Below are 26286 nucleotides of genomic sequence, written 5' to 3' on the forward strand. Positions count from 1 at the left end.
ATGACAGTGAAGACCTGGGTTCTCAGGGCCGGCCTGGCACTGGCTGGTGCGTTGAGCGCGACTGCGGGCCATGCCCAGACGACCACGCTTGAACGCGTCAAGGCGCGTGGCGAGTTGATCTGCGGCAACCACGTCGCCTTGCCCGGCTTCGGCCTTCAGGGCCCGGACGGGCGCTGGGAGGGGCTCGACATCGACATGTGCCGCGCCGTCGCGGCGGCGATCTTCAACGACGCCAACAAGGTCAAATTCGTACCGACGACGCCTCAGATGCGCTTTCTCGTCGTGCAGAGCGGCGAGGTCGACATGCTCGCCCGCAACGCCACCTACACGATGTCGCGCGATACCTCGCAGGGCATGTCCTGGCCGATCATCAATTATTTCGACGGCCAGGGCTTCATGGTGAAGAAGGCGCTCGGCGTGACCGAAGCGAAAGGGCTGGACGGCGCCTCGATCTGCGTCACGCAGGGCACCACGACGGAACTGAACCTTGCCGACTTTTTCCGGGCCAATAAGCTCAAATACGAGGTCATCGGCTTTGCCACCAATGAGGAGGGCGTCAAGGCGCTCGAGGCCGGCCGTTGCGACGCCTTTACTACCGACTCCTCGGGCCTTGCCGCCGAGCGGCTGAAATTCTCCAAGCCGGACGATTTCGTCATCCTGCCGACGCTGATCTCGCGCGAGCCGCTGGGACCCGCCGTCAAACGCGGCGACGAGAGCTGGGTCGCACTGGTGAAATGGGTGCATTACGCCATGCTCAATGCCGAGGAGTTCGGATTGACCAAGGCGAATGTCGACGAAATGCTGAAATCGCCGAACCCCGAGATCAAGCGCCTGCTCGGCGTCGAGGGCAAGTTCGGCGAAGGCCTCGGCCTGACCGCCGACTGGGCCTATCGGATCGTCAAGCATGTCGGCAATTACGGCGAGAGCTTCGAGCGAAATGTCGGCATGGGCTCGCGGCTCCAGCTCAAGCGCGGGCTGAACGCTTTGGCCTCGCAGGGCGGCCTGCAATACCCGCATCCGATCAGGTGAGAACGGGCAAGAGGATACGACGATGCGCATCGCCCTGATCCATGCTCTCCGGCATTCGCCGCCTCCCATCGAGGCGGCGTTTGCCGAACTCTGGCCGCAGGCGACGCTGATGAACCTGCTCGACGACAGCCTCTCGTCGGATCTGGCCCGCGACGGCGAGATCACGGCGGCGATAACGCAGCGGTTCCTGGATCTCGCGCAATACGCCAGGAGGGCCGGAGCAGAAGCGATACTGTTCAGCTGCTCTGCCTTTGGTCCCTGCATCGAGACCGTGAAGCGCGAGCTGGCGCCGATGCCGGTGCTGAAGCCCAACGAGGCCATGATCGAGGAGGCCCAGGCTTTCGGGGGCAAGGTTGGATTGCTGGCGAGCTTCGCGCCGACGCTGGTGTCGATGCCGCCGGAATTTCCAGCCGGGCTAACGGTCGTGCCCAAGCTCGCGGAAGGTGCCCTGGCGGCGCTCGATCGCGGCGATGGGCCGGAGCATGATCGCCTGGCCGTTCGGGCGGCCGCCAAGCTCGGCGAATGCACCGTCATCGCGCTGGGGCAGTTCAGCCTGGCGCGTGCAGCTGCCGCTATCGCTGCTGCGACAGGGCGTCCAGTACTGACAACGCCGGCGAGCGCGGTGCGGAAATTGCGGACAATGATGAGGCTCCCCATCAAAAGCACTGTGTAAACCGGGCCTGATCCAGGACCGGCACCGCATCGTGCCGCGGCGAAGTCGAAGTCATTTCCGTTCGCGGCGACGCTGCCGCTGGCCATCGACTCCAGGTTCGCCGCGCCACCAGCAAAGCTCTGTGCAAACGCTCGGAAGTTTGCCACGATGACGCGGATCCTCGGATCGGTCATATGGGGCATGCGGATGAAATTCCGGTTGTTTCTCTCGGTCGCTGCTATCACGCTGCTGCTGGCGGCCTGTAATGACCGCCAGGCCGCGCAGACTGCCCCTCCGCCCCCGCCCGCCGTCGGCGTGCAGGCGGCTGCCAAGAAGGGCGTCACCTGGTCCTATTCCTTCGTCGGCCGCGTCAAGGCTCCAGAAAGCGTGGCGCTGATGGCCCGCGTGCAGGGCTTCCTCGAAAAGGTCCAGTTCACCGAGGGGCAGGACGTCAAGGCCGGCGACATTCTCTACCAGATCGAGAAGGTCCAGTATCAGGCGCAGGTCGATCAGGCGCAGGCCAATCTCGCCGCCGCCAAGGCCCAGGAGCTCAATGCCCAGCTCACCTTCGCCCGCTCACAGGATCTGGTGAAGACGCAAGCTGTCTCGCAGGCGACGCTGGACACCAACCGCGCCAGTCTCGACATCGCCCATGCCTCGGTCCTGCAGAACCAGGCGGCTCTGACCCAGGCCAAGGAGAATCTCGGTTACACCGACATCGTCGCTCCGATCAACGGCCGCATCGGCCGTACGGCCTATACCCACGGCAATCTCGTCGGTCCCAGCAGCAGCACGCTCGCGACCATCGTCAGCCAGGACCCGATGTATGTCCTGTTCCAGGTCAGCGTGCGGCAGCTCGAGGAAATCCGCGAGGCGCGCAAACAGGAGGACGGCAGCCAGATCAAGATTGCGATCACCGTGCGCCTGCCCACCGGGAAGGAATACGCCCATGCCGGCGTCTGGAACTATACCGACCCGCAGGTCGACCAGCAGACCGACACGGTGACCATGCGAGCGTCGCTGCCGAACCCCGAGCGCCAGCTCATCGACGGCGAGTTCGTCTCGGTCGAGCTGCGCGAACGGCGCGAGCAGCCCCGCCTCGTCGTGCCCCAGGCGGCGATCCAGGTCGACCAGGCCGGCAGCTACGTGCTGGTCGTCGATAAGGACAACAAGGTCCAGCAGCGCCGCATCAAGCTAGGCGCGCAGCAGGATGCCGATGTCGTCGTCGAATCCGGCCTTACTGAGGGTGAGAATGTCATTATCGAGGGCCTGCTCAAGGTGCGCCCCGGCCTGACCGTGACCGCCACGCCCGTTGCTCCGGCAAGCGGGAGCTAGCGCGTGATCTCCTCCGTCTTCGTCGACCGGCCGCGCCTCGCCTTCGTCATCTCGATCGTGATCACGCTGGCGGGCATCATCGCCATCTTCTCCATTCCCGTCGCGCAGTTCCCGGACATTGTGCCGCCGCAGGTCAGCTTGACCGCGAGCTATCCCGGCGCTGACGCCGAGGTCGTCGAGACCACGGTCGCGCAGCCGATCGAGCAGCAGATCAATGGCGTCGATAATGCGCTCTACTATCAGTCGACCAGCGGCGCCGACGGCAGCTACAGCCTTACCGTCACCTTCGCGCTGGGCACCAACCCCGACATCAACACCGTCAACGTTCAGAACCGCGCCGCGCTGGCGCAGCCGCAGCTCCCGACCGAGGTCACGCGCCAGGGCCTGACCATCCGCAAGAAATCGGCGGCGCTGTTGCAGGTGGTCGAAATCCACTCGCCCAAGCACAGCTTTGACTCGCTCTATCTGAGCAATTACGCGACCATCAATCTGATCGACGCGCTCGCCCGGATCAACGGCGTCGGCCAGGTCAGCCTGTTTGGCCCGCTCGACTATTCGCTCAGGGTCTGGCTCGACCCGAACCGGCTGACAGCGCTCAGCCTGACGCCAAACGACGTCATCAATGCCGTGCAGGGTCAGAATGTGCAGGCCGCCATTGGCCGCATCGGCGCCGCCCCTGTCAGCAGCGACCAGCAATACCAGCTCACGGTCAAAACGCAGGGCCGGCTCACCAAGCCCGAGGAATTCGCCAATATCATACTGCGCACCAATCCCGGCGGCTCGGTCGTGCGCGTCAAGGACGTGGCGCGCGTCGAGATGGGCGCCCGCACGTCCGATCGCTACAGCCGTTTCAACGGCGCGCCCGGAGCGGCGATGGGCATCTACCAGTCCCCCGGCGCCAATGCGATCGATGTCGCCAAGAAGGTGCGGGCGACGATGGAGGAACTCTCCAAGCGCTTCCCGGACGATCTCTCCTACGGCATCTTCTTCGACACGACGGTGTTCGTCAGCGCGACGATCGACGAGGTCATCCGCACCCTGCTCGAAGCCTTCGTCCTGGTCGGCATCGTCGTCTTCCTCTTCCTCGGCAAGCTGCGCACCACCATCATCCCGCTGATCGCGGTGCCGGTCTCGATCATCGGCACCTTCGCGGTCATGCTGGTGATCGGCTTCACCGCCAACACCGTCTCGCTGCTCGCGCTCGTGCTCGCTATCGGCATCGTCGTCGACGACGCCATCGTGGTGATCGAGAATGTCGAGCGCGTCGTCGAGGAGGAACCCGAGCTTTCGATCGCGGACGCGACCAAGAAGGCGATGGCCGAGATCACAGGGCCGATCATCGCGATCACCTTCGTGCTGCTCGCCGTCTTCGTGCCTGTCGCCTTCATTCCCGGCATCAGCGGCCAATTGTTCCGGCAATTCGCCGTGGCGGTTTCGGCCGCCATGCTGATCTCGGCGGTCAATGCCCTGACGCTGAGCCCGGCGCTGTGCTCGATCCTGATCAAGCGCGGCCATAGCAGCCGCGGGCCGATGCGCTATGTCATGAACGGCATCGACAGCGTCCGCGACGGCTATGCCTCGATCGTGAAGCGTCTGGTCAGGGTAGCCATCGTCGGCATCGTGGTTCTCGTCGGCATCATCGCCGCGACGGGCGGACTGTTCGTGACGACGCCGCAGAGCTTCCTGCCCGAGGAGGACCAGGGCGCCTTCTTCATCGCCATGCGCCTGCCTGAGGGCGCTTCGGTGAACCGGACTGCGGCAGTGGTCGAGCAGGTCGAGAGTATCGTGCGTCCCGTCGCCGGTGTCGAAGGCGTGCTCTCCGTCGTCGGCTTCAACTTCATCGACGGCCTCGCCTCGTCCAACCAGGCCTTCTTCGTCGTCCGCCTGAAATCCTTCGAGGAGCGCAAGGATCCGGCGCAGGCCGTGAATGCGATCATCAGGCAAATCTCGCCGCAGCTAGCCGCCGTGGAACGGGCAACAGTCTTCCCCTTCAACCTGCCGCCGATCATCGGTCTCGGCAGCACCGGCGGTTTCCAGTACGTGCTTGAAGCCCTGCAGGGCCAGTCGCCCACCGATATCGCCGCGACGATGCGCGGTCTTCTGATCGCCGCGAACCAGCAACCCGAGCTGGGCGCGGTCTTCAGCACCTTCGCCGCCAATACGCCGCAGATCTATCTCGATATCGATCGTGACAAGGCGCAGGTGCTCGGCGTCCAGATCTCCGATATCTTCAGCGCGTTGCAGGCGACGCTGGGCGGGTACTACGTCAACGACTTCAACGTTTTCGGCCGGACCTGGCAGGTCAATGTCCAGGCCGAAACGCCCTTCCGGCGTGCTGTGACCGACATCGGCAAGATCTATGTCCGCAACAATGCCGGCACCATGGTGCCGCTCAATGCGCTGGCGCAGGCGCGTCTGGTCACGGGACCCCAGGCCCTGACACGCTACAACGGCTATAGGGCGGTGATCATCAACGGCTCGCAGAAGCCCAATGTCAGCTCGGGTCAGGCACTCCAGGCCATGGAGCGGATCTCCGCGACGACCCTGCCGGCGGGCTACGGCTTCGAATGGACCGGCACGGCGTTGCAGGAGAAGGCGGCGAGTGGCGGCACGACGATCGTGCTCGCGCTCGCGGTGCTCTTCGCCTACCTCTTCCTCGTCGCGCTCTATGAGAGCTGGAACGTGCCGATCGCGGTGCTGCTCTCCGTCACGGTTGCGATTCTCGGGGCGGTCGCCTCGATTGCTCTCACCGGCGTCAGCCTCGGCGTCTACGCCCAGATCGGCCTCGTCGTGCTGATCGCGCTCGCGGCGAAGAACGGCATCCTGATAGTCGAATTTGCGCTGGAACAGCGTGCCAAAGGCGAATCGATCGTCGATTCCGCCATTTCCGGTGCCCGGCTGCGTTTCCGCCCGGTGATGATGACGAGCTTCGCCTTCATCCTCGGCCTGTTGCCGCTGGTCATTGCCACCGGTGCGGGCGCGCTCAGCCGGCGCGCAGTCGGAACCCCGGTCTTCGGCGGCATGCTCTTCGCCTCGATCTTCGGCATCTTCCTGATCCCGATGCTCTATGTCGTCTTCCAGCAGATGCGCGAGCGCACCAAGCCCAAGCCCAAGGACTCCGCTCCGGCAGCGGAACCGGCCCCTAACGCCGGCTGAGGAAGCCGCATTCCGCTCCATCCGCTCGGATGTTGAGCTCCGGAAAATCCCGTCGCAGATCGGCAATGGCGGGAGACAGGCGAGTTTGGTCTCCAGTCGGCGTGCTCTCGACACGGACAAGCCGCGCAGGCAGTTCTTTGATCGCGGTCAGGCGATGCGTGTCGGTGATGATGTTGACGAGCAAGCGGCGTCCGCAGGATCGTCGCGATCGGTCATCAAATTGCATAGGCTCGGCCCGTCCGCCAGATAGTAGCGGACAAGATGCCGGAGACTGGCGGTACGCCGACCGTATCTGAAAATTTACGACGAAATCCGGGACGAAAGCCAGAATTCCAGTTTATGGCACCTTCGCGCTCACTGTCGTGATATCCATCCTGCTGGCAAAGCTCCATCGGGAGCCCGGCGGCGGCAGGACCAGCCCGGTGACAGACGAGAAGGCGGGAATGGACTGGGCGACTGGACTAGATGATCGGCGCGGGAAATCGACCCTTTCAACGACCCTGATCGCAGGCTTCGCGCTCGTCGCGATGATTGCGCTGATCCTGCCTCTCCACCTGCCCATCGGTCCGAACAACTGGGACACCCTCGTCTACTACGACGCGATAAATCGCATCCGCGCAGGCCAGGTGCCGAATGTCGACTTCTTCGCCCCGGTCGGCCCGCTCGGTTATTATCTCGCGACACTACTGGATGGCGTTTTTCCGCGCGCCCAACCGATGTTGCTGGTCAATTGGGCGCTTTTGCCAGTGCTGCTGCCGTCGATGGCGCTGCTCGCGGGCCATGTCGCAGGCCGCTCACGCGGCCAGGCGCTCGCGTTGCTGCTGCCCTTCCTGCTGTTCGCATCGCTGCCGATCAACCTCCACGCGATTTATCCGATCTCGGGCTTCGACGGTTACGGGCATTACAACCGCCACATCGCCTTGCTGCTCTACGTGCTGGTCGCGACGCTGATCTTCGCGCGCGACCGGCGGCTTCTTGTGGGGCTGGTGGCGCTGCTGATGCTGACATTGTTCCTCGTGAAGATCACGGGGGCCGTGAGTGGCGCGCTGCTGGTCGGATATGCTGTGCTCGTGGGCCGTTTGCGGGTGATGGATGCCGTCCTGGCCGCAGTGCTGGTGCTGGCGTCGCTGGGCGCGCTCGATCTGGCGACGGGCATGGTCTGGGCCTATATCGAGGACATCCTGACGCTGCTTCTCCTCAATAGCGGCTCGTTGTCGAGCCGTTTCGTCACGGTGGCCTCGCTCAATCTGAATGTCGTCGCGCCCTGCGTCCTGCTTTTGGGCGCATTGGCGCTGGCGGGCTGGCGTGAGAGCGCTGGCCTGTCCTGGGTTCGCATGCGATCGCTGGCGGCGTCCCCGGCTGGTTGGCTCGCAGCCGTTCTGATCGCGGAGTTCCTGTTCGAGACGCAGAATACCGGCTCTCTGGAATTCATCGGGCTCTGGCCGGTCATCCTGCTTGTGCTGGTCGATTGGCAGGCGCGGCGGGATTGGCTGGGCGTCCTCGTGCTGGTGCTGTGCATGGCCGTGGTGCTGCCGGGCCTGTCCGCCTTCGTCCAGCGCAGCGCCAGGGCGGTGTTCGCCACCCCGTTCTATCACGCACTGGATCTCCCCGATCTCGGCACCCTCGGGCATGTCAGCGTCAAGGCCGAGATTGCCGAGCGTGCGCCGATCATGCTGGAGCATTACGCCACGCACCAGGAGAGCTATCGCGATCTCGCAGCGCGCGGGCAGATGCCTTCCTACATCCTGTCGTCGGAGACCGATTATCAGGCGACATGGCTCCTCGAGGTGCAGCAGGGGCTGGTCGCGATCCGCGCCTGGGAGGCCACGGCGGGACGTCAGCTGAACGGCGTCTTCACGCTGGATTTCGTGGATCCGTTCAACCGCCTGCTCGGGCGCGAGCCGGCGCGCCATGTCCCGATCGGCGTTGATCCGGCGCGCTCGAATCCCCCGCTGACCGAGCAGACGCTCGCGGCGCTGGAGGGCATCGATGCGATCCTCCAACCCAAATGTCCGTTGACGGTCAACCGGGCGACGATCGCGACGCATTTCGCTCGCGCCTTGCAGGGACGCAGGCGCGTCGCGCTCTCGAACTGCTGGGACATGTACCTGAAGAACTGACGCACGCTCCCGCCGGCTGTCGGACGCTCGGCGGTCTTCGGCCTAGGCACCGACATCCGCAGGCGCATAGAGCGCGCGGTCCACGGCGTTCACGGCACGAACCTCGCCCCGCGGCGCGGCCAACGACCCTCCACGGGGCCGCAACGGAATTCGCCGGGTGTCTCCAGGCGCGAGATGAAACCAGTTCTGCATCGGCCGCCAGCCGTCATCCACGATATGGACGGATTGTGCGAGGCGCCGACAGGAGAGGTCGAGAGCCCAGCCGTCGCCGTCGCGTACGGGCTCGGCGCGCAGACCCAGATCGTGGCGCGCATGCCCGCGCCCGAGAGGAAAATGGAACGCCTCTGCCAGCACAGGGCCGGCTTGCGCGGCTCGCAGCACGACGGAGGTCGCGTCATGGCCGGGCGGCCCGAAGCGATAGGCATAGGAGATGTCGAAGAAGCGGCCCAGCAGATCGAAGGCGGAGACGGACATGCTGCCATAGGCTGCGAGTGCGATCGTCCGAGACGCGTTCGCCACTGCCACCGCACCGTCGCGCCAGCATGTCAGTTCGAGATGAGCCGTGAGAGGCGCCGGGCGCTCGTTGATCAGATGGATCATCAGCCCGTTCACGCCTTCGTCGGTCATGGTGACCTGAACCGACCGGAAGGCCCGTGCGAGCCCATGCCAAGCCGCTTTCGGTTCGCCGTCGCTGGCGATGACACCCCATCCCGCGCCGGGCGCGAGGTCCTGCAGCAACCAGACCAGCGCGCCGCGGGTCGGGGACCCCGGCCGGCGCCATTCCGCGAAGGTCGCCTCCATCACTTCCGCGGAGGTCGCGCGTGACAGGGCCAGATAGCGCTCGCAATCCTCCCGCCGCAGCAGCACGGGGTCGACCCCGTAGAGCAGGCCCAGATAATGGTCGCGCACGTCCTCGAAATCCCAGGACGCGCCGAGGTCGCGCGGCACGCCGCGTTTCCAGTCCGGGTGATGCGTCAGCGCCGGCGGATGGCCCGATGCCAGCGATATCTCTTCGGGAACATTGGCGAAGGCGAGGCTTTCTGCTGCGAAACGGACATGTGCGCGACGGGCGTCGTCGAGGCCGCGCAGATAGGCGCCCACGCCATAGTAATGCGTCACGCCCTTGTCGGCGACGAAGGGCAGCGGTCCTCCTGAGGGCGAGTTCGGTACATAGGCGATGTCCGGCCGCAGCCGCGTCACGACCTCGGGCAGGATGTCGTCGAAGACCGGGCCGGACCAGGCCTGGGGCGGCGCACCCAGCATCGCCGCCTGCTGGAAGACCTCGCTGCCGCCGCAGAGCACCACCAGGCTGGGCGAGCCCTGCGTCCGGTCGAGCAGGGCCTCGGCCTCCGCCCGGATGGCATCGCAAAAGCCGGCATCGCCTTGCGGATAGTCGAAATTGGCCAGCATCATCTCCTGCCAGACCATGATGCCGAGCTCATCGCAGAGCGCGAAGAACGCGTCGTCCTCATATGTCATGACGCCGGCCACACGGATCATGTTCATGTTCGCATCGCGCGCGAGGCGCAGCCATGGCTCGTAGGCGGCCCGGCCTCCGCCAAGCGTGACCACGTCGGCGCTGCTCCAGCACGCGCCACGGCAGAAAATGGGCACGCCGTTGACGACGAGGCCGAAACCCTCGCCATCGGCACCACGATCGACAGCGATCGACCGGAATCCGATGCGGCCGAGGTCGATGGTCTCGTCACCCAGCACGAGCGTCAGCCCGTGCAAGGCGGGCTCGCCATGCGTATGCGGAAACCAGGGCGCGATACCGGGCAGGCTGAGCGTGCCCGACAGCGCGCCGGGCCCGGTCATATCCAGCGCAGCCTCTCGTCCCGCACATCGTATCTGGGCAGGAGGGGAGATACCCCCGGCATCATCCGACAACGATACCTTAAGACTGACCGTTCCGGCCGCGCCGTCATAGCTCGTGCGCAGATCGATGCTCGCGATAACGGGCGCCGCCGTGCCGGTCTCGACCCGCTGCACCGGCCGAAACGGCCCGGTCGGCAGCCCCGCAGGGCACCAGCCCGGCATCGAGCCCAGTGCGGTCGTTCGGAACCACCGCAGCCCGTTTGGCTGGATCATCGCCGGGCGCCAGCGCGAGCGGCGCGGCGCGGAGGCGAGCCTGGGTGCCAATGCGCGGAAACAGAGCGCTATTTCCGCTCTCGCGGGCAGATCGACCGCCAGTGCGAGCGGCTGGAACATCGAGCGGCTCTCGGCGGCCAGCGTTCCGTCGATCCAGATTTCGGTCCAGCTCGCCAGCCCCTCGAAGCGCAGGGCACCGCTCAGAGGCTGGTCGAGCCGAGTCCTGTACCAGTGGTCCTGCTGGCCGATGGCCTCGGCTGTATCGTCGGCCAGACATCCGAGCACACGCAAGGTGCCTGCGACTGTGCCCGGGACAGCCGCCTCCTGCCAGGCGCCGTCATGCGGCAGCTCGGCTGGAGCCAAGACGGCGTCAGCCGCCGTCGCAAGCCAGCTCCAGTTCTGGACCGCCTCGACGCTTTCGCCGGTGCGCGCGACAATGCGGGCCATCCGCGTTCAAGCCGGAAAGCGGCGGGCGAGCACGTCGCTTACGAGATCATGCTGCGTGGCGAGGTCGGCGAGGCTCGCGTCGAAACGCTCGAAGCGCTTCTGCTTCATCGCCCGCGCCAGATGGAACTGGGCGATCTTGGCGCCCTCGGCAATGCGAAGTGCGGCCTCTCGCGCATCGTCCAGCCCGTCCACGCTGGTGCCGAGCCAGCCGAGATGGCTCGCCAGCAGCTCGAAATTGGCGCCGAGCTGGCGCAGCGTGTTGAAGGCGTAGTGATGGAAAATCTCGCTCGGCCGCTCCGCGAGAGCTTGCGCCTGCGCGGTCGCGACCTCGCGGAAGGCCGAGACCGGGTTGGCGTCCGGCCGCCTTGCGACATGACGCGCCAGCAGCCGCAGCGCGGTCGAGCGCAACTCCCCGTCGCCCGGCAGGTGTTGGGGCAGGCGAACCATCTCCGCATAGGGAAACAGCGTATCGTCACGCATCTGGCCCGGCAGCAGCCGCAGGAGGCCGTCGAAATCCTCGCCCGAGGCGCGGTGGAGCCCGTCATTGTGGAAGTAGTCGAGCTGGCGGGCCGCGCGGTCGAGCCGGTTGACGGCGATCGTGGTCTTGCCGTGGCTGGTCCGGTACGAGATGCCCTGCGTATCCGGCATGTAGAACGAATCGAGCTCGATCAGAACGAGGCGGCGGCGCGCGATCTGCTGTTCGAGATGACCGATCAAATCGTCATAGAGCGCAAGCTCCGTGACGTGCAGCCCATACAGCGCCTCGAGATCGTCGAGCGGCGGCTTGAAGAACGTGAACTGATCGCCTTCGAAATCCTGCGCGACGGTGAAGCCGAAGGCGGCCGCAGGCTCGGTCCCCAGCATGTGCAGGATTTCGATCCAGAGATCGGCATAGCAATTTGTCTGCGGCCAGCGCCGCTCGCCGGAATGCATCTGATGACGGCGATAGGCGAGAGGGTCGCCCGGCAGCAGCGGCTTCGCGACTGCCGCTGCGACGGGGCGCTCGATCGGCGCGTGGACGGTCATGGCGCTTACGGCCAGAGCACGTCGCGCACGGCGGCCGGCCATTTCTGGACGTCGAAACCGTGATGCTTGAACAGCGCCAGCGCCACGCGCTCCATGCCGAAGCCGACACAGGCCGTATGCGCGGTCTCTCCGTCTTCCGTCTTGATGCCCCAGGTCGTGCCGAAATGGTCCTGATGGTAGTTGAAGGAGAGGCAGGCTGTGGGCTTCTCGACGCTTTCGATGGGGATCAGGAGCTCGAACTTCAGGCGCTGGTCGCGCTGGTTGTTGGCGAGCATGCGTCCGGCGCGGCCGAAGAAGGGGTCGTTCGCGACATCGACCTCCAGCGGCATGCCCAGAGACGCCATCATGGTCTGGCCGCGCTCAAGCCAGATCGCGCGGAACTCGGTGACCTGGTCGGGCGTGCCGAAGCGCACATATTCGCGCATCCGGAACAGCTGCATGCGGGCCGGATCCTTGGAAGGCTCGTGCCGGAAGCAGTAGGACTGCAGATCGAACAGCGCGCCGCCCTTGCCGACCGGGCCGCGCTTGGCGACGACGGGGTATAGCACATAGCAGGCAGCGGGGGTGAGCACGATGTCGGTGCTCTTCTGGCCCGCAGTCCAGTCCACGCCGTCGGCGACGTCGTGCAGCAGCTGGGCATGCGCCCGCTCGTCGCCGTCGAAGGCATGCACTGTGCCGGCGAGCTGCGGGAAGCTTTTCAGATAGCCGCTGCGCTCGAAATGCTGGCGGTTCATCGCGGGCGGGAAGCGCGCCACCTCGGCGCCATCCTGGCCGCCATAACGGGTGATCAGATCGTCGAAACGGGCGACAACCTCCTCGAACAGGCCGCTGCGGCCATAGAGGCCGTCGACGCCGGTGTCGATCAGCAGGCCGCTGTCGATGAGTTCAGCAAGGAAACCCTGCTGCTGCTGGCAGTTCTGGCACATGAAATCACCGGGACAGGCTGGAATCGTGCTTGTACACGGCCAGCAGATTGGAAGTGTTACCGAGGATTCGGTCGTTGTTGATCATGATCGGCGCCGAGAGCGCGTCGCGCATGAGGCGGGTCAGGCTCGAAGGGCTGTCGTTGCGATAGCCCTGGATGCCGCAGATCAGGAAGGCCTGGGAGACGATCTCGACGACGCTCTGCGAAGCCGCGATCTTGATGCTGTTCATAGCCACGACGAAGCCCATCGAGGAGAGTTCGTCGGCATCGTCGCGGGCCCGTTCGTAGCGGTCGAGCCCGGCCACGATCAGCGCCTTGAACTGCTGCAGCCGGGCGAGCAATTCGGCCAGACGCAGGGCGCTTGGCGGCGTCGTGCCGGGGCGCTTGCGCGCCTCGCTGCGCACGAAGCCCTCTGCGCGGGCGACGGCTTCGGCCGCGATCCCGTACCAGACGCCGGCCCAAAGCAGATGCGCATGCGCCAGCATCGACTGCGCGGCGATCTCGGCAAAGGGCGTGGGGATGATCTGCTGCGCCGGAGCGCGGCCGGCAAAGGAGAAATTGTCCGAGCAGGTGCCACGCATCCCCATGGTGTCCCAGACGCCGCTTCGCTCGAGCCGGTACTGGTCGCGCATCAGCACGGACATGACCTGGTCCGAGGGGGGCGCTTCGAGCGTGCGGCGCGCGGTGATCAGGATCGCGTCGGCCTGTGCACCATAGGAGATCAGGCAGCCCTCTTTTTCGAGGGTGAAGTCCTCGCCGTCGCGCACGACGCCGCAGACGCTGCTGCGCAGGTCGCCACCGACGCCGCCGCCTTCGGTCGTGGCGGAGGCCAGAAGCAGCTGCTCTTCGGCGATCCGCGCCATGAAGCCGCGATGCCAGGCGTCATCGCCGCAATGCACCACAAGGCTCGACACCTTGATCTGATGCATCGCGTAGATCATCCCGGTCGAGGAGCAACCCTGGGCCAGCACGGAGCCGATCTCGGCGATGGTGGCAAGGCTTGCCTGCTCGCCGCCATGAGCGGCCGGGATCATGATGCCCAGCAGGCGTTCCGTCCGCAGCGCCTCGAAGGCCTCCTGCGGGAAGCGCGAATGCGCGTCGACATCGGCAGCATGCTCGGCCGCGATCCTGGCGACCGCATGGGCCTTGGCGATCATGGTCTTCTCGCTATCGGCGCGTGCGCCGAGATCGACCAGGACGGGGCGTTTCCTGCCTGCAGCCGACATGTCGGGCTGCGGCTCTGTCGCGGGACGGCCGGCGAGCGACGCCATCAGACCCGCTCGCTCAGAATGCTCTGGATCGCGTTTTCGATTGCCGCGACGGAGGCGAAGTTGCGCCGGTTCATCATCTTGTCGGGAAATTCGACCTCGAAGGCTTCCTCGAGCGCCATCATCAACTCGACGGTGCCGAACGAAGTCAGCCCGGCATTGTAGAGATCGGCGTCGTCGGCGAGGGTGGCGACGTCAACCGGCAGCCGCGCCGTCGTCTTGAGAATGTCCCTGATCTTGCTCTTCATTGCTTGGTCCTGCCCATTTCGTCTGCTGGCGACCTCGGGTCGGAAGATGACGCCCGCACGCAAAGTCAAGACGAGCGTTCCATGCGCTCGCCGAGTCTCCCTGCCGATCTCATCTCTCGGGAAGTCCGTGTTTGTTATGTTCGACGCGACGTTTTCTTATGACGTCGGCATACCCCGGAAAATTTAATGGCGAGTTGCAGATTTCGTCGAAACCTGCATTCGAACATCTCGGCGGCGGCATCTTCCAAACTGTGGTAAACGGCAATCACCCTGCCGTGTCATCTGGCGCGCCGCCTTCCAGCCGGTCGTAAGCTCGATCCGGCCGGAGTTTGTCGGTCTTGTCGCCAGCCTGAGAGCTACGCTCGCATCGCCCGCAGCAGCATGTGAGGGCGAAAACGAGGGAAGAGGGTTTCAAACGTTCGGAAAGGCATTTTTTTCAGCTTTTCCTTTGGCGACTGCCAAAGCATTTCAAATTCGACAAGCTTCAATCCCGCCTTATTCAAGCAAGATTCCAATTCTGGCCTCGTATATTCGCGCCTATGAACATATTCATGTTCGAAATCGACATTCGAAAAAAGATCGTGAGGCAAGGCGACGATCGATCTGTTGAATGACAATTTCAATATATTTCTTAGTCTAGCAAAATTGTCTGTCGTAATGAAAATTTGGCCGTTTGACGAAAGGGAGGTGCTTAGTTTTCGGAATATAGTTGTCGGATCCGCTTGGAGGTGTTCGATATTGTCGAACCAGAATACGGCGTCAATTTCGTCCAACGGAGAATGCCAATCCGGGTCGGAAATATCGCCCGCAAACATTCCCGAAAAATTCTTGTATAGATCATTCTCGATAGCGAGAGTTTCAGCGAAATCGACGACATAAACCGAAGCATCGAGACGTTTTTGGATGACTTCTTCGACGAACGCGCCGCCAGCGCCTAAGGAAAGTATGCGCGATTTCGGCGCAATTCGGTTCAAGGCCATATTCGTCGAGCGATATTGTCGGTAGAAACTGCTTTCGAAATAGGAATTCATGTGGAATTTGCGCTTCTCAAGGTCGATGGAGGCGCGAAATTCAGATTGAGTTAGAGAGCCCATAATTACGATCCTCGGCAGATGACGCCGATCGATTATCAAACGATTGTTAATATGACGGGTTGGATGAAGCGGTGATTTCGGAGCTTTTGATAGCGTTTCGTAAAGTTACCTTGCCGCAGATCTATGGCGAAGCGCCGCCGGCCTGCGGCGCAGCGCTGCCGCCAGCTCAAGCTCAGACTGTTCCGGCGGCCAAGTGACCCGGGCGCGGGCTCGCAGGCTCAGTGGCTGACTCCGCTGCGGCGTCGTCGGGTGCGGCATCGCTGGTACCCGTCATGAACCACAGCAGTGCTGCGGTCTTGATCGAGTAGACGGAATCGCTGACGAGCATCAGCAGGCAGATATAAGCGGCGACGCTGGCCTTGAATCGCCAGGCCCGGGGCGTGCGCTCGGGCGTAAAGATGAAAAGGCTCCAGAAGCCGATCACGCCGATCAGGCCGATCTGGTTGAGCGAATAGGCGTAGCCCGAATCCGACAGGAAGGGCTTGTCCGGCGAAAGACCCCAGACCGCCGAAGGCGACAGCGAGGTCAGGAGACGTGCCGTCCAGAGGAGGCGGCCGCCGAAGTTGTTCTGCCAGTTCACCTCCGCGCTGGTGAAGCCGTATATGGTCAGCCCCACCAGCACGAAGAAGGGCGCTGCCAGCCAGACGAAGCGTGGTGTGCGCGGTGCGAAGAACCAGGCGATCGTCGCGACGATGCAGACATTGGCGCCGAAGCGGGAGTCGCTGAGAATGATCGCGCCGATGCCGGTCGCCATCGTCAGCCAGCGCTTGCTCATCTCTTTCCGGTTCAGGCACCAGATATAGATGATCGCGCCGAAGTTTCCGGTCGAGATCGGCTCCAGGAAGACGGATGAGGCGCGGTGCGGGCCCAGGAAGGGCAGCAGCGTGCGTGAATCAGGCCGTATCCCCGAGGCAAAGAGCGCGCCGGTATCGGGTTTGACGTCGGAGGGCGCGACCGTGCCGCGCGCGACGTAGTATTTGATGATGTTGAAATATTTGACGTAGACGTCGAGCGCCAGGAATTCAAAAAGGCCGAAGACGACGACGATGAGGCCGCAGGTCAGGGCTGCGCGATCGGCAAGGCGCGGATCCCTGCAACTGCGCCCCAGCATATAGAAGGCGATCGGGATCAGGAAATCACGCACCGCCTTTGGGTCGAGCAGCGGGCGCATCGCCATCAGCATGGCGGCATAGGAGATGAAGACGGCCAGCACGACATAGGGCGCCGCGCTGCGGCCAAGCCCGAGATAGAGCGCGGTGGTCACAAGCAGGACCTCGGAGCCCATCACCATGGTATCGTTGATGCCCATGACGTTGGTGTTCACGAAGCATAGAGCGGTGTTGAATGTCAGCGCGCCCACAAGCAGCGCGAGCGTCAGGGGAGCCGGCGGTGCCGGGGCCTCTGCTCCCGCAAGCCCGTGGCCCGAGCCGGTCACGCTGTCGCCCGTGCCGGCCTCCGCAGCAGCCGGTCGACCAGACCGCTCGCTGCGGGAGCGCTCTCACCGGGCGACACAAGCGCCATGATCAGCTTGCCTGTCGGGTCGATCTCCGAGGCCGCTTTGATGATATCGGGCGCTTTCATGCCCTTCAGGTCAGCTGCCAGCACGATCGCATCGGGAGAGACCGCGCGAATGCCGTCTCCTGCGGCGGAGCGCAGGACGAGCACGAAATTGCGACGTCGGGCCGAACCTCCCGAGGCCGCCGCGCCCGCGTCGATGCGACGGATGCTGATATCGTTGCGTCCCGCGTTTTCCCTGCAGATCAGGACGCTTTCGCCGATCGCGGCCAGGGCGCGTGCAAGGTTCTGTGCGATGTCGGCCTGCGTCGTGTCGTCGAGCGGGCCGCCGATCAGGATGGACGCCGGCAGATGCCGTCCGAATTCGTTCTGAAGCAGCCTCGCGGTTGCATCGAGCGCGGTCGCACGCTCGGCCGCGCCTTTGGGGTAGCGCGCGACATTGGCCAGGCTCAGGATCTCGCCGGCTTGCTCGAGCGTCAGGGCGCTCGGAGACAGCGGGCGGCCGGTCTTCGCAGGCAGCAGCTCAAGCAGATAGGCGATGCCTAGTCCGGCGCAGGCGCCAAACAACAGTGCTGCGGCGAGCACGATGGCCGCCGGAGGCTTGGAGGCGGTTGCAGGCGCCACAGCCTCGGAAAGCAGGCGGGAATTGCTCGTCTCGATCTTTTTCTGCTGGTCGAGTTCGCGGGCGCGGGTCAGCGATGCATTGTAGACGGCGCGGATGGCCTCCGCCTCGCTTTCGAGCTGACGGAGGCGGATTTCGGCCACGCCGCTGCTTTCCTGTGAGCGGGTCAGTTCGGCGGCGCGCTTCTGCAGATTGGCGAGATTGGCCTCGGCCTGGCGATAGGCCTGCTGCACGGACGAGCGCACGCGTCCGAGTTCCGCGGCGAGCAGCTTGCGCGTTTCGGCCAGTTCAGCCCTGATCTCGATCAGCCGCGGGTGCTGGGGCATCAGGGTTTGAGCCATGCTCGCCGCTTCGCGCGCGGTCTGCGCATACTGGGTGCGTAGCGACGCGATGCTGGACGAGCTCAGGGCCTCCGGAATCGAATCGGAAAGAAGGGCGTTCTCGCGCAGGTTGGCAACGCCGTCGCGCCGCGCCGTCTGGCGGGCAAGCTCGGCGCTGGCCTGGCTGATCTGGGTATAGAGGTCGCGCAGTTGCTGCGTGACGACAAGCCCGCTCTCGCCGGTGCTGACAAGGTTGTTCTTGATGCGGAAACTCTGGATGGAGGCTTCCGCGTCGTTCAGCTGTGTCCGCAAGCCGGCGATCTGGCCTATCAGGGACTCGTTGGCGCGCTCGACCGCACCGCGGCGTCCGTCATTGCCCTGCCGAAAATAGGCCCTGGCCAGCGCGTTCGCGATATCCGCCGATTTCTCGGCATCCGGATGCGACACGATAATGCGAAAGACGAGCGAGTTCTCCACGCGCTGGATGACGATGGAACGGCGCAACGTGTCCATCGTCTGCGCGAGCAGTTGTTGCGGGGTCGGCATCAGCAACTTGCCGAACTGGCGCGCCAGGAATCCAGCCTTCGGTGCAAAGGCGCTGTCCTGCTCCAGGTCGAGATCGCTTATCACCTGGCGCAGAACGCCCGACGACGTCATGACCAGTGCCTGGCTGTCGACATTTGCGAAGTCGATCGAGGCCGAACTGTCAGAGCGTACGATATCCTTGCCGACGATCTGCAGGGCTTGGGGGTCGACCAGCAATTCGGCTGTCGCCCGATAAATCGGCGTCTGGACGGCAAGATAGGCGAGAGCGAACAGCAACGTCACGCACGCGCTGGCAATCACCATGCGGCGCCGTCGCTTCAGAAGGCCCAGCAACTCCGACAGGCTGAATGCCGAGGCTGGCGATGGCGCGTCGCGTCGTCCGCCGACCTCCAACGCAGTGACCACCCAACGCCTCCCGCAACCCGGCCTATGCCTTCACCCGGCACTGCGCTCCCGAAGGCATGCGGCGAGGGCTTTGCAAACTCAGCGGACATGCTGGCCGTGTGTGGTTAAAATTCCCTGAAGCAAATAGCTAAAATTTGATTGATCTATCAAGATTCATCGAAAAACGGATTTAACCACGATTGATACCGATCAAGCTCGGATGTTTATTATCGTTCGCCCTGATGATAGATAGATATTTAGAGAAATCGTCCCAATTTACACCGGCCGACGCTGCTGTCGCCTAGAGATCGATCCTGGGTGGAACCTCAGCCGTGCAGACCCGTTTTCGATCCCCGGCGATGGCCCGTGCATCATCGCATGCGATGATGCTGGAGCAGCGTAAGACATCATGAACGTGCCCTGCAGCACAAAGGCTGACCCGGCAGGGACGTCCTCCCATGGCCCGAGCCCGCAGGAACGGAGCGGCATGCGTATTCTGATGGCCTGCGCAGCTTTCCCGCCGTTCATCGATGGCGGCGGACCGATCTCGGCGATGATCGTGGCGAAGCTGCTGCTGGCCGCCGGTCACGACGTCCAGGTGGTCAACGTCGCCGGCGAAGACAAGCATGAAACCTTCGACGGCGTGCCGGTCCACAGGCTGCGTTCGCTCAATGTCGACTGGAATTATCGGCTGCCGCGCCCGGCCTGGAAAAAGCTCGCCTGGCACGCGCTGGAGAATTTCAACCCGCGCGCCTTCTTCGCCATGCGCCGCGAGATCAGGCGCACCCGGCCCGACATCGTGCTCACCGACTCGATCGAAAACGTGAATGTCGCGACCTGGGCCGCCGCCAAAAGCCTCGGCGTGCCCGTCTGCCATATCCTGCGCAGCACCTTCCTGCTCTGCTGGAAGGGCAGCATGTGGCGCAATGGTGACAATTGCGCCCGCGCCTGCGGTTCCTGCCGGGCAACGTCCTATGGCAAGAAGCTGACGTCGCGCTTTGTCGATGCCGTCGTGGGCGAGACCGATTTCATCGTCGCGCGCCATCTCGACGAGGGCTATTTTCCCAATGCGACCTCGCATCGCATTCCCGGCGCGATCGCGCCGCTCGACGCAACCCCGCCGCGCGACGGGAGCCTTCGGGGCCGGCCGCTGCGCCTGGGCTTCATCGGCGTGCACGCTGCGATCAAGGGACTTGATACGTTGGCGGCCGCCGCCCACCGCCTGAAAGGACAGCCGGTCGAGTTTCTGATCGCCGGGACCGGGCAGGGCGATTATGCGGCCTCGCTGCCCGAGCGCTTTCCGAAGGACAACACCCGCTTCCTCGGCTGGGTGCAGCCCGACGTGTTCTTTCCCCAGATCGACGTGCTCGTCGTACCCTCGCTGTTCCGGGAACCTTTCGGACGCGTCGTGATCGAGGCCTTCGTCCATGGCGTGCCGGTCATCGGAGCACGTTCGGGCGGAATCCCCGAGACGATCGAGCCCGGCGTCAATGGTGCCCTTTTCGCACCCGGAGACGATGCCGAACTGGCGGAGCGGATCGCAGAATTCGTGGAGAACCCCCAGCGCATCGCGACTCTCTCCTCAGGGGCCATCGAAGCGGCGCGACGCTATGCGCCCGAGTCGATCGCTTCATCCTATGAGGCTGTGTTCGGCGCTTTGCTGCGCGGACCCCAGGCGGAGCGCGCACTTGAGATGCAGGACGCACGCCCGTGAAGGCCTTGTGGGGATTGTCCGGGCGTGTGGAGGCCAGGCGGTTCGTGTCCGCCTTCTCGTCGCGCTTCAGCAGCACCCTGCTCAGCTTCCTCGTGTTGCTCACGGCAAGCCATTTCCTGTCCACGCAGGAATACGGCCTCTATGTCTTCCTGTTTTCGATCGGTAGCGCGCTGGGTCTGATCGCGGTGCTGGGCCAGCAGATTCTCGTCGTGAAACGCTATGAGCGCAATGAGGGGGTCGGCCACAGGCTCAATCAGGCGCTGGTCGGCGTCAATGCGCGCTGGCTTGCGCTGGGCTGCGGGTTGCTGGTCGTCGCGGCTGTCGTGTTCTTCGTGCTGGCTGACCGTCTGCCGGAGCCTTACCGCCATCTCTGGGTCGCCCTGGCTTTTGGGGCCGTCTTCGCGATCAGCGAGTATCTGCAGAACTATTTTCGCATCCATGGGCAGATAAACCTGTCGCTGGTGCCGCGCGAAATCATCTGGCGGGGGGCGTCCGTCCTGTGCATCGCCGCCGCCGGCATCGTCGGCTTTCGCGCCGATGGCGAGGTGGTGATGGCGATCGTCACCATGCTCCTGGGGGCCACGACGCTCTACCAGTCCGTGGCCTTCATCCGGGGCGAGGGCTGGGGCTGGCTGGCGCGTCACGACGATGTGCCGCGGGAGACCCGGAAGATCTGGCGCAGGGAGAGCCTGTATTTCATCGCCAACAACGTCCTGAACTCATCGTCGGCCTATCTGGAAACGATCCTGATCGGTGCGGTGCTGGGCCTGGACAAGGCCGGCTTCTATTTCGTGGCGCTGCGGATCGCGATGCTGTTGATCCTGCCCGTCGCGGCGATCGACACCGTCGGCATCCCCATGATCGCCGCGCGCTTCCAGAAATCGGACAATGCCGGCGCCCAGCTGCTGATCGGGCGCCTGTCCTTCGCCAGCTTCTGCATTTCTCTTTTGGGGGCGGCGGTCCTGGCGATGGTCGCTCCGTTCGTCCTCTCGCTCTTCAACGCGGATTTCGCCCAGCATGCCGATGTGCTGACCGCGTTATGCGTGCTCTCGGTTTCTCAGGCGTTTTTCGGGCCTGGCTCCTGGCTGTTGATGATTGGAGGCGGCGAGCGCTTCTTCCTCATCGCGCGGGCCGTGATCTTCGTTTTCTATCTTGGATTGCTCTATGGCCTGGCCCAGATCGGCGGGCTGATGGGCATCGCGATCGCCAGCCTTATCATGACCCTGGCCACCAACTTGGCCGCCTGGCACTGGATCAAGCGCAAATATGCGATCGACAACATGGCGACGGCCTTCTTCAGGCCGTTCGTCTTCACGGGCTCGGCGAGATCTGCGCCGGCACACCCACCTCCGGACGATCAATCGACCGGCCCTGCGGCCAAGACGATTGCACATTGAACAAGACAGTTGCGCGTTGAAGAGCGATGGTGGGGCGGGACATGGGTGTAGCAGCTGCTGAGCGAACGCTGGCGATGGCGCAATCGCAGGGCGCCGAATGCGACGCTGCGGTTCCCCCCGACAAGCGGACGATCGCGGCGCTGTCGCATCAAGGAATGCCGATCGCCTTTTCCGGCACTATCGGCATGCTTTATCCCGGAGCCGCATCGGCCGCGGTGCTGATGCTGGGCCCTGTCGGATATGAGGAACTCTGCCTGCGCAGCACGTGGCGGACGCTGGCCGAGGCGCTTTCCCAGGCCGGCATCGCCTGCCTGCGCTTCGACTACCCCGATCTCGGCGATGCGCTGGATGCCACCGAACCTGCAGGCCTCGACGACTGGTATCGGACCGCGCATGCCGCCGCCGATCTGCTGCGGCAGGCGAGCGGCTGTTCGCGGCTGATCCTGCTCGGGCAAGGATTGGGCGGCACGCTCGCGCTGCACCTCGCGAAGGAGCTTGCTCCCGTCGCCGGATGCGTGGCGATGGCGCCGGTTGGAAACGGCCGACGCTACCTGCGCGAACTCGCGGTTTGGACGCGCATCGTCGCCGATCGCATTGGCATCGGCATGGATGCGGACGACGATACGGGTTGCGCCGTCGCTGGCCTGCGTCTGGCGCCTGCGCGGTTGTCGGCCATCGGGGGGCTGAACCTTCTCGACCTCGACGGCCCTTATTGCGACAAGGTCCTGCTGCTCGCCCGTCCCGGCCATGCCGGCGACGCAGCGCTTGAGCGTCATCTGGCGGAACGTGGCGCGTCGATGACGACGCTGGCCTATGAAGGCTACGAGATGCTGACGACGGATCCTACCGCCGCCAGGCCACCTTTGCCGACGATCGCAACCGTCGTGGAGTGGGTCGCGCAATGCGCGCGCGCGTCTCAAATGCCGGTCCATGCGCTGGCGGCGGCACGTTCGCATGACCTTCAGCCTGCGGCGCTCCACGGCGAAGGCTTCATCGAGCGTCCCATCCGCTTCGGCCCGGGCGGACGGCTGTTCGGCGTCTTCTGCGAGCCTGCCGGCGAGGCATCCCGCTCGGCGATCGTCTTCGTCAATGCGGGGCGCGACTATCATATTGGCTGGGCTCGCGTCACCGTAGCCCAGGCGCGGGCCTTCGCTGCAAACGGAATAGCGTCGCTTCGCTTCGATACCAGCGGCATCGGCGACAGCCTGGCCGACCCGGAGGGACCCGACGAGGTCCTTTATTCCGAAGAGCAGATCGACGATGTCCGCCTCGCCCTCGACGTCCTGGAGACGCGCGGTTTCCGCGACTCGATCCTGATCGGGCGTTGCAGCGGGGCTTATGCCGCCTTCAACGCCGCAGTCGCGGATGCGCGCGTCCGGCAACTCGTCATGGTCAACAACGAACGCTTCGTCTGGGATCCGGACGAATGCGTGGAGGATGCGATCCGCTATGCTCACCGCAGCGTCGGCGATTTCGGGGCGACCTTGAAGCGTAAGGGTGGTCTGCGCCGGCTGCTCACCGGGCAGCTGCGCGTTGGCCCGGCCGGCCGCTATCTCGTCTTCCGCTTTCTGAAGCATGTCTCGATCCGGCTTGCGCCTGTGCTGGGGCGCTTGACCAAGCATGGCCGGCTGCGTCGCGAATGCCACCGGCGCTTCGGCGTGCTGGCGGCTCGCAAGGTCAACGTTGCCCTGATCTATGCGCAGGGCGATATCGGCATGGCCGAGTTCGAGACCTATTTCGGCAGGACGGGCGAGGGGATTTCGGCCTATCGCAACGTGTCGCTCGCGACCATCCCCGACGCCGACCACAACTTCACTCATCTTGGCGCCGCGCGGCGGCTGCGGGACATGCTGCTGGAGACCGTGAAGCCATGAAAGCCTCGATCGGCAGGCGGGGGGCGGGCATCCTGCTCGGGGCGGCCGGCCTCCTGGGGGCGACTTTGTCAGCGGCGGGCGCCGAGATCTGCCTGCGTGGCGTCAACCTCTCCGGCGCCGAATTCGGCACGGTGCCAGGGCGAGCGAACACCGACTATACATACCCCACTGAGGCTGCGATCCGCCGGCTGGCCGGGTTGGGCATGACGTCCTTTCGACTGCCGTTCCGCTGGGAGCGCATTCAGCCCAGGCTCGGCGCAGAACTCGACCCAGCCGAGCTTGCCCGCCTGGACGAGAGCATCGCCACGGCCAGGGCCGCTGGTCTGCGCGTGATCCTCGACCTCCACAATTTCGGCTATTACGCCGGAAAAAAGCTGGGCTCCCCGGCGTTGCCGGCTTCCACGCTGGGCGATGTCTGGCGGAGGCTCGCAACGCATTATCGCGACCGGGCGGACGTGGTCTTCTCGATCATGAACGAGCCCTACGACATCCACAGCGCCGAATGGGCTAAGATCCAGAACGTCGCCATCGCCGCGATCCGCAAGGCCGGCGCGAAGCAGATGCTGCTGGTCACCGGAACAGCCTATGGCGGCGCCCATAGCTGGACGTCGGATCTTCCGGTCGGGAACAACAGCCGCGACCTGCTGGCGATCGAAGACCCGCTGAAGCGTTTTGCCTATGACTTCCACCAATATCTCGACGCCGACTATTCCGGCCGCCAGCCGGAATGCTCGGCAGCGCAAAGTGCGCTCAAGGCCATCGACGATGTCAGCGCCTGGCTGAAGGCCCATGGCCGCCAAGGCTTCCTGGGTGAATTCGCAGCCTCCGATCGGCCCGAATGCGTCGCGGCGTTCAAGGAGATGACCGCGCGGCTCGATTCGCGTCCCGAGCAATGGATCGGCTGGGCTGCGTGGGGGGCCGGGCCGTGGTGGCCGCCCGATTACGTCTTCAACCTTGAGCCGACGGCGGCGGGAGAGCGCCCGCAGATGAAGGCGCTGATCGAACAATTGAAAAGCGGGCCGGCTCGACACGCCATGTGTGGACGGGAGCGTCGACCATGAGCATGCAGCCGCAGCGCTCGACGGCGTCGACGATGGGCGGGGGAATGCGCATCGTCCATGTGGTGCGTCAGTTCCTGCCCAATCGCGGGGGCCTGGAAGACGTCGTCGCCAACCTCTGCAAAGAGCAATTGCGCATGGGGCTGGCTCCCTCGGTGGTGACGCTGGATCGGCTTTTCGGCCGGCCGGATGTCCGGTTGCCTCGCGAGGAGGTGATCAACGGCATCCCGATCCGGCGCATCCCGTATTTCGGCTCGTCGCGCTACCCGCTCGCGCCGTCGATCTTTACTTGCCTGGGGGATGCCGAGGTCGTTCACGTGCATGCCGTCGACTTCTTCTTCGACGCCCTGGCGATCGGCTGGATGCTCCATCGAAAGCCCCTGGTCGCGACGACCCATGGTGGCTTCTTTCATACGGCTGATTTCGCCGGTCTCAAGAAAATCTGGTTCAACGGCGCGACGCGACTATCATCCCGCGCCTATCGCGCGATCGCAGCTTGCAGCGCCAACGACGCCCGGATGTTTGAAAGCGTTGCCGCCGGAAACGTCCGTCTGATCGAGAACGGCGTGGATCTCGACAAATTTGCCGGGGCGTCCAGCCCTGTCCCGGTACGACGGATCGTCAGTATCGGGCGTTTCTCCAAGAACAAGCGGCCGGACCACCTTATCGCGACGATGGCCGAACTGCTGCGCTCGGGAGAAAACTGGCATCTCGATATGATCGGCGTGGCATCCGATTGGTCTGAATCCGAGCTTCGCGACGCGGTCGCTCAAGCCGGGCTGGCAGATCACATCGATCTGCATTTCGAGCTCGACGACGCAGCCGTGCGAACTCTGATGAGCCGAGCGTCGCTATTCGTTTCGGCCTCGGAGTTCGAGGGTTTCGGCTTGGCGGTGATAGAGGCGATGAGCGCTGGACTCCTGCCGATCGTTCAGCCGAATGCAGCGTTTGCGGCCTTGGCCAGAAAGCATCCGGCGATCCGGCTCGCAAACTTCGCCGACCCGATCGAGGCAGCGCAGACGATCGCCCTTGCATTCGACACGCTATCGAAGGCCGATGCATCGTCGGCGAGCAACGAGGCGGAACTATCCGTCTATTCGTGGCGCCATGTCGCCCAGAGCTATCAATCAATGTACGATACGGTGCTGGCTCGGGAAAATGTGATGAATTTGTCGGTTGGTGACGTGGAAGCCGACCCTAAGACATGATCAATAGCTGTGTTTTCTTCGCTGTTATGACGTAACAGAAGAGGCACGTTGCTGCTGCAACGGACCGTGTGAGCCGGCAGGCAGCGAGCGGAGACGCTCCGGCTCGACGGAGCACTGCCTGCAAAAGCGCCCGACCCGATCATCGAACGCCCGATCGACATCAAACACGTACATCGTGCCATCGTTCGATACAGGGCACAGCCCCGAAACGGATCTTCGACAATAACGGCAGCAGCGTCGTGCGAATTCGAATTCGC

The 26286-nt window shown here is 64.3% G+C and carries 18 protein-coding genes; 10 read left to right on the forward strand and 8 right to left on the reverse strand.

Annotated elements, in window-relative coordinates:
• Positions 1 to 6: 6 nt before the first annotated feature.
• The 5 genes from C4S73_RS24405 to C4S73_RS24430 all read left to right on the forward strand — a co-directional run bounded on the left by C4S73_RS24405 (position 7) and on the right by C4S73_RS24430 (position 8292).
• Positions 7 to 1029: an amino acid ABC transporter substrate-binding protein gene (locus tag C4S73_RS24405; RefSeq protein WP_425290372.1), complete on the forward strand. Its 1023-nt coding sequence runs from the start codon at positions 7 to 9 to the stop codon at positions 1027 to 1029.
• Between the two features lie 22 nt (positions 1030 to 1051).
• Complete coding sequence (locus tag C4S73_RS24410) at positions 1052 to 1702, forward strand: aspartate/glutamate racemase family protein (protein WP_103875202.1); 651 nt, start codon at positions 1052 to 1054, stop codon at positions 1700 to 1702.
• Positions 1703 to 1888: 186 nt separating this feature from the next.
• Positions 1889 to 3016, forward strand: a complete 1128-nt coding sequence (locus C4S73_RS24415) for an efflux RND transporter periplasmic adaptor subunit (RefSeq protein ID WP_160115899.1) — start codon at positions 1889 to 1891, stop codon at positions 3014 to 3016.
• A 3-nt stretch (positions 3017 to 3019) separates the two neighbouring features.
• Complete coding sequence (locus tag C4S73_RS24420) at positions 3020 to 6172, forward strand: efflux RND transporter permease subunit (RefSeq protein WP_103875204.1); 3153 nt, start codon at positions 3020 to 3022, stop codon at positions 6170 to 6172.
• A gap of 422 nt (positions 6173 to 6594) precedes the next feature.
• On the forward strand, positions 6595 to 8292 hold the full coding sequence (locus C4S73_RS24430; protein ID WP_146071484.1) for a hypothetical protein: 1698 nt from the start codon (positions 6595 to 6597) through the stop codon (positions 8290 to 8292).
• 42 nt (positions 8293 to 8334) lie between these two features.
• Here C4S73_RS24430 and C4S73_RS24435 read toward each other — a convergent pair whose 3' ends face one another.
• The 8 genes from C4S73_RS24435 to C4S73_RS24470 form a co-directional block, all read right to left on the reverse strand.
• Positions 8335 to 10830 carry a glycoside hydrolase family 2 protein gene (locus C4S73_RS24435; RefSeq protein WP_103875207.1) on the reverse strand — a complete coding sequence of 832 codons (2496 nt, stop codon included), beginning with the start codon at positions 10828 to 10830 and terminating at the stop codon, positions 8335 to 8337.
• 6 nt (positions 10831 to 10836) lie between these two features.
• Complete coding sequence (locus C4S73_RS24440; protein WP_103875258.1) at positions 10837 to 11856, reverse strand: DUF1839 family protein; 1020 nt, start codon at positions 11854 to 11856, stop codon at positions 10837 to 10839.
• Between the two features lie 5 nt (positions 11857 to 11861).
• Complete coding sequence (locus C4S73_RS24445) at positions 11862 to 12782, reverse strand: amino acid--[acyl-carrier-protein] ligase (RefSeq protein ID WP_103875208.1); 921 nt, start codon at positions 12780 to 12782, stop codon at positions 11862 to 11864.
• Positions 12783 to 12786: 4 nt separating this feature from the next.
• Entirely contained in the window at positions 12787 to 13938 is a 1152-nt protein-coding gene (locus C4S73_RS24450) for an acyl-CoA dehydrogenase family protein (protein ID WP_244595773.1), read from the reverse strand.
• Positions 13939 to 14051: 113 nt separating this feature from the next.
• Complete coding sequence (locus C4S73_RS24455; RefSeq protein ID WP_092175131.1) at positions 14052 to 14297, reverse strand: acyl carrier protein; 246 nt, start codon at positions 14295 to 14297, stop codon at positions 14052 to 14054.
• A 356-nt stretch (positions 14298 to 14653) separates the two neighbouring features.
• Positions 14654 to 15391, reverse strand: coding sequence for a class I SAM-dependent methyltransferase (locus C4S73_RS24460; RefSeq protein WP_103875209.1), 738 nt, complete (start codon positions 15389 to 15391; stop codon positions 14654 to 14656).
• Between the two features lie 172 nt (positions 15392 to 15563).
• Entirely contained in the window at positions 15564 to 16826 is a 1263-nt protein-coding gene (locus C4S73_RS24465) for a UDP-phosphate alpha N-acetylglucosaminyltransferase (RefSeq protein WP_103875210.1), read from the reverse strand.
• Positions 16823 to 18799 (reverse strand): GumC family protein, encoded by a 1977-nt coding sequence (locus C4S73_RS24470; protein WP_146071485.1) that lies wholly within the window; start codon positions 18797 to 18799, stop codon positions 16823 to 16825. Before C4S73_RS24470 ends, C4S73_RS24465 begins: the two co-directional genes overlap by 4 nt.
• Before the next feature lie 466 nt (positions 18800 to 19265).
• Between C4S73_RS24470 and C4S73_RS24475 the strand changes: the two genes are divergently transcribed.
• Genes C4S73_RS24475 through C4S73_RS24490 form a run of 5 tightly spaced genes read left to right on the forward strand, consistent with a single transcriptional unit; the run spans position 19266 to position 26029 of the window.
• Positions 19266 to 20492: a glycosyltransferase family 4 protein gene (locus C4S73_RS24475; protein WP_103875212.1), complete on the forward strand. Its 1227-nt coding sequence runs from the start codon at positions 19266 to 19268 to the stop codon at positions 20490 to 20492.
• Between the two features lie 44 nt (positions 20493 to 20536).
• Positions 20537 to 21889: a lipopolysaccharide biosynthesis protein gene (locus C4S73_RS24480; protein WP_244595764.1), complete on the forward strand. Its 1353-nt coding sequence runs from the start codon at positions 20537 to 20539 to the stop codon at positions 21887 to 21889.
• A gap of 41 nt (positions 21890 to 21930) precedes the next feature.
• A complete protein-coding gene (locus C4S73_RS28050) occupies positions 21931 to 23763 on the forward strand; it encodes an alpha/beta fold hydrolase (RefSeq protein WP_160115900.1) in 1833 nt (610 codons plus the stop codon).
• The gene (locus tag C4S73_RS24485) at positions 23760 to 24824 is read left to right on the forward strand and encodes a glycoside hydrolase family 5 protein (protein WP_160115901.1); all 1065 of its coding nucleotides are present in this window, start codon (positions 23760 to 23762) and stop codon (positions 24822 to 24824) included. The genes C4S73_RS28050 and C4S73_RS24485 overlap by 4 nt, the downstream gene beginning before the upstream one ends.
• A 44-nt stretch (positions 24825 to 24868) precedes the next feature.
• Entirely contained in the window at positions 24869 to 26029 is a 1161-nt protein-coding gene (locus C4S73_RS24490; RefSeq protein ID WP_244595774.1) for a glycosyltransferase family 4 protein, read from the forward strand.
• The last annotated feature ends 257 nt before the right edge of the window (positions 26030 to 26286 follow it).

It is taken from the genome of Allobosea lathyri (genome assembly GCF_900108245.1).
Taxonomy (GTDB): domain Bacteria; phylum Pseudomonadota; class Alphaproteobacteria; order Rhizobiales; family Beijerinckiaceae; genus Allobosea; species Allobosea lathyri.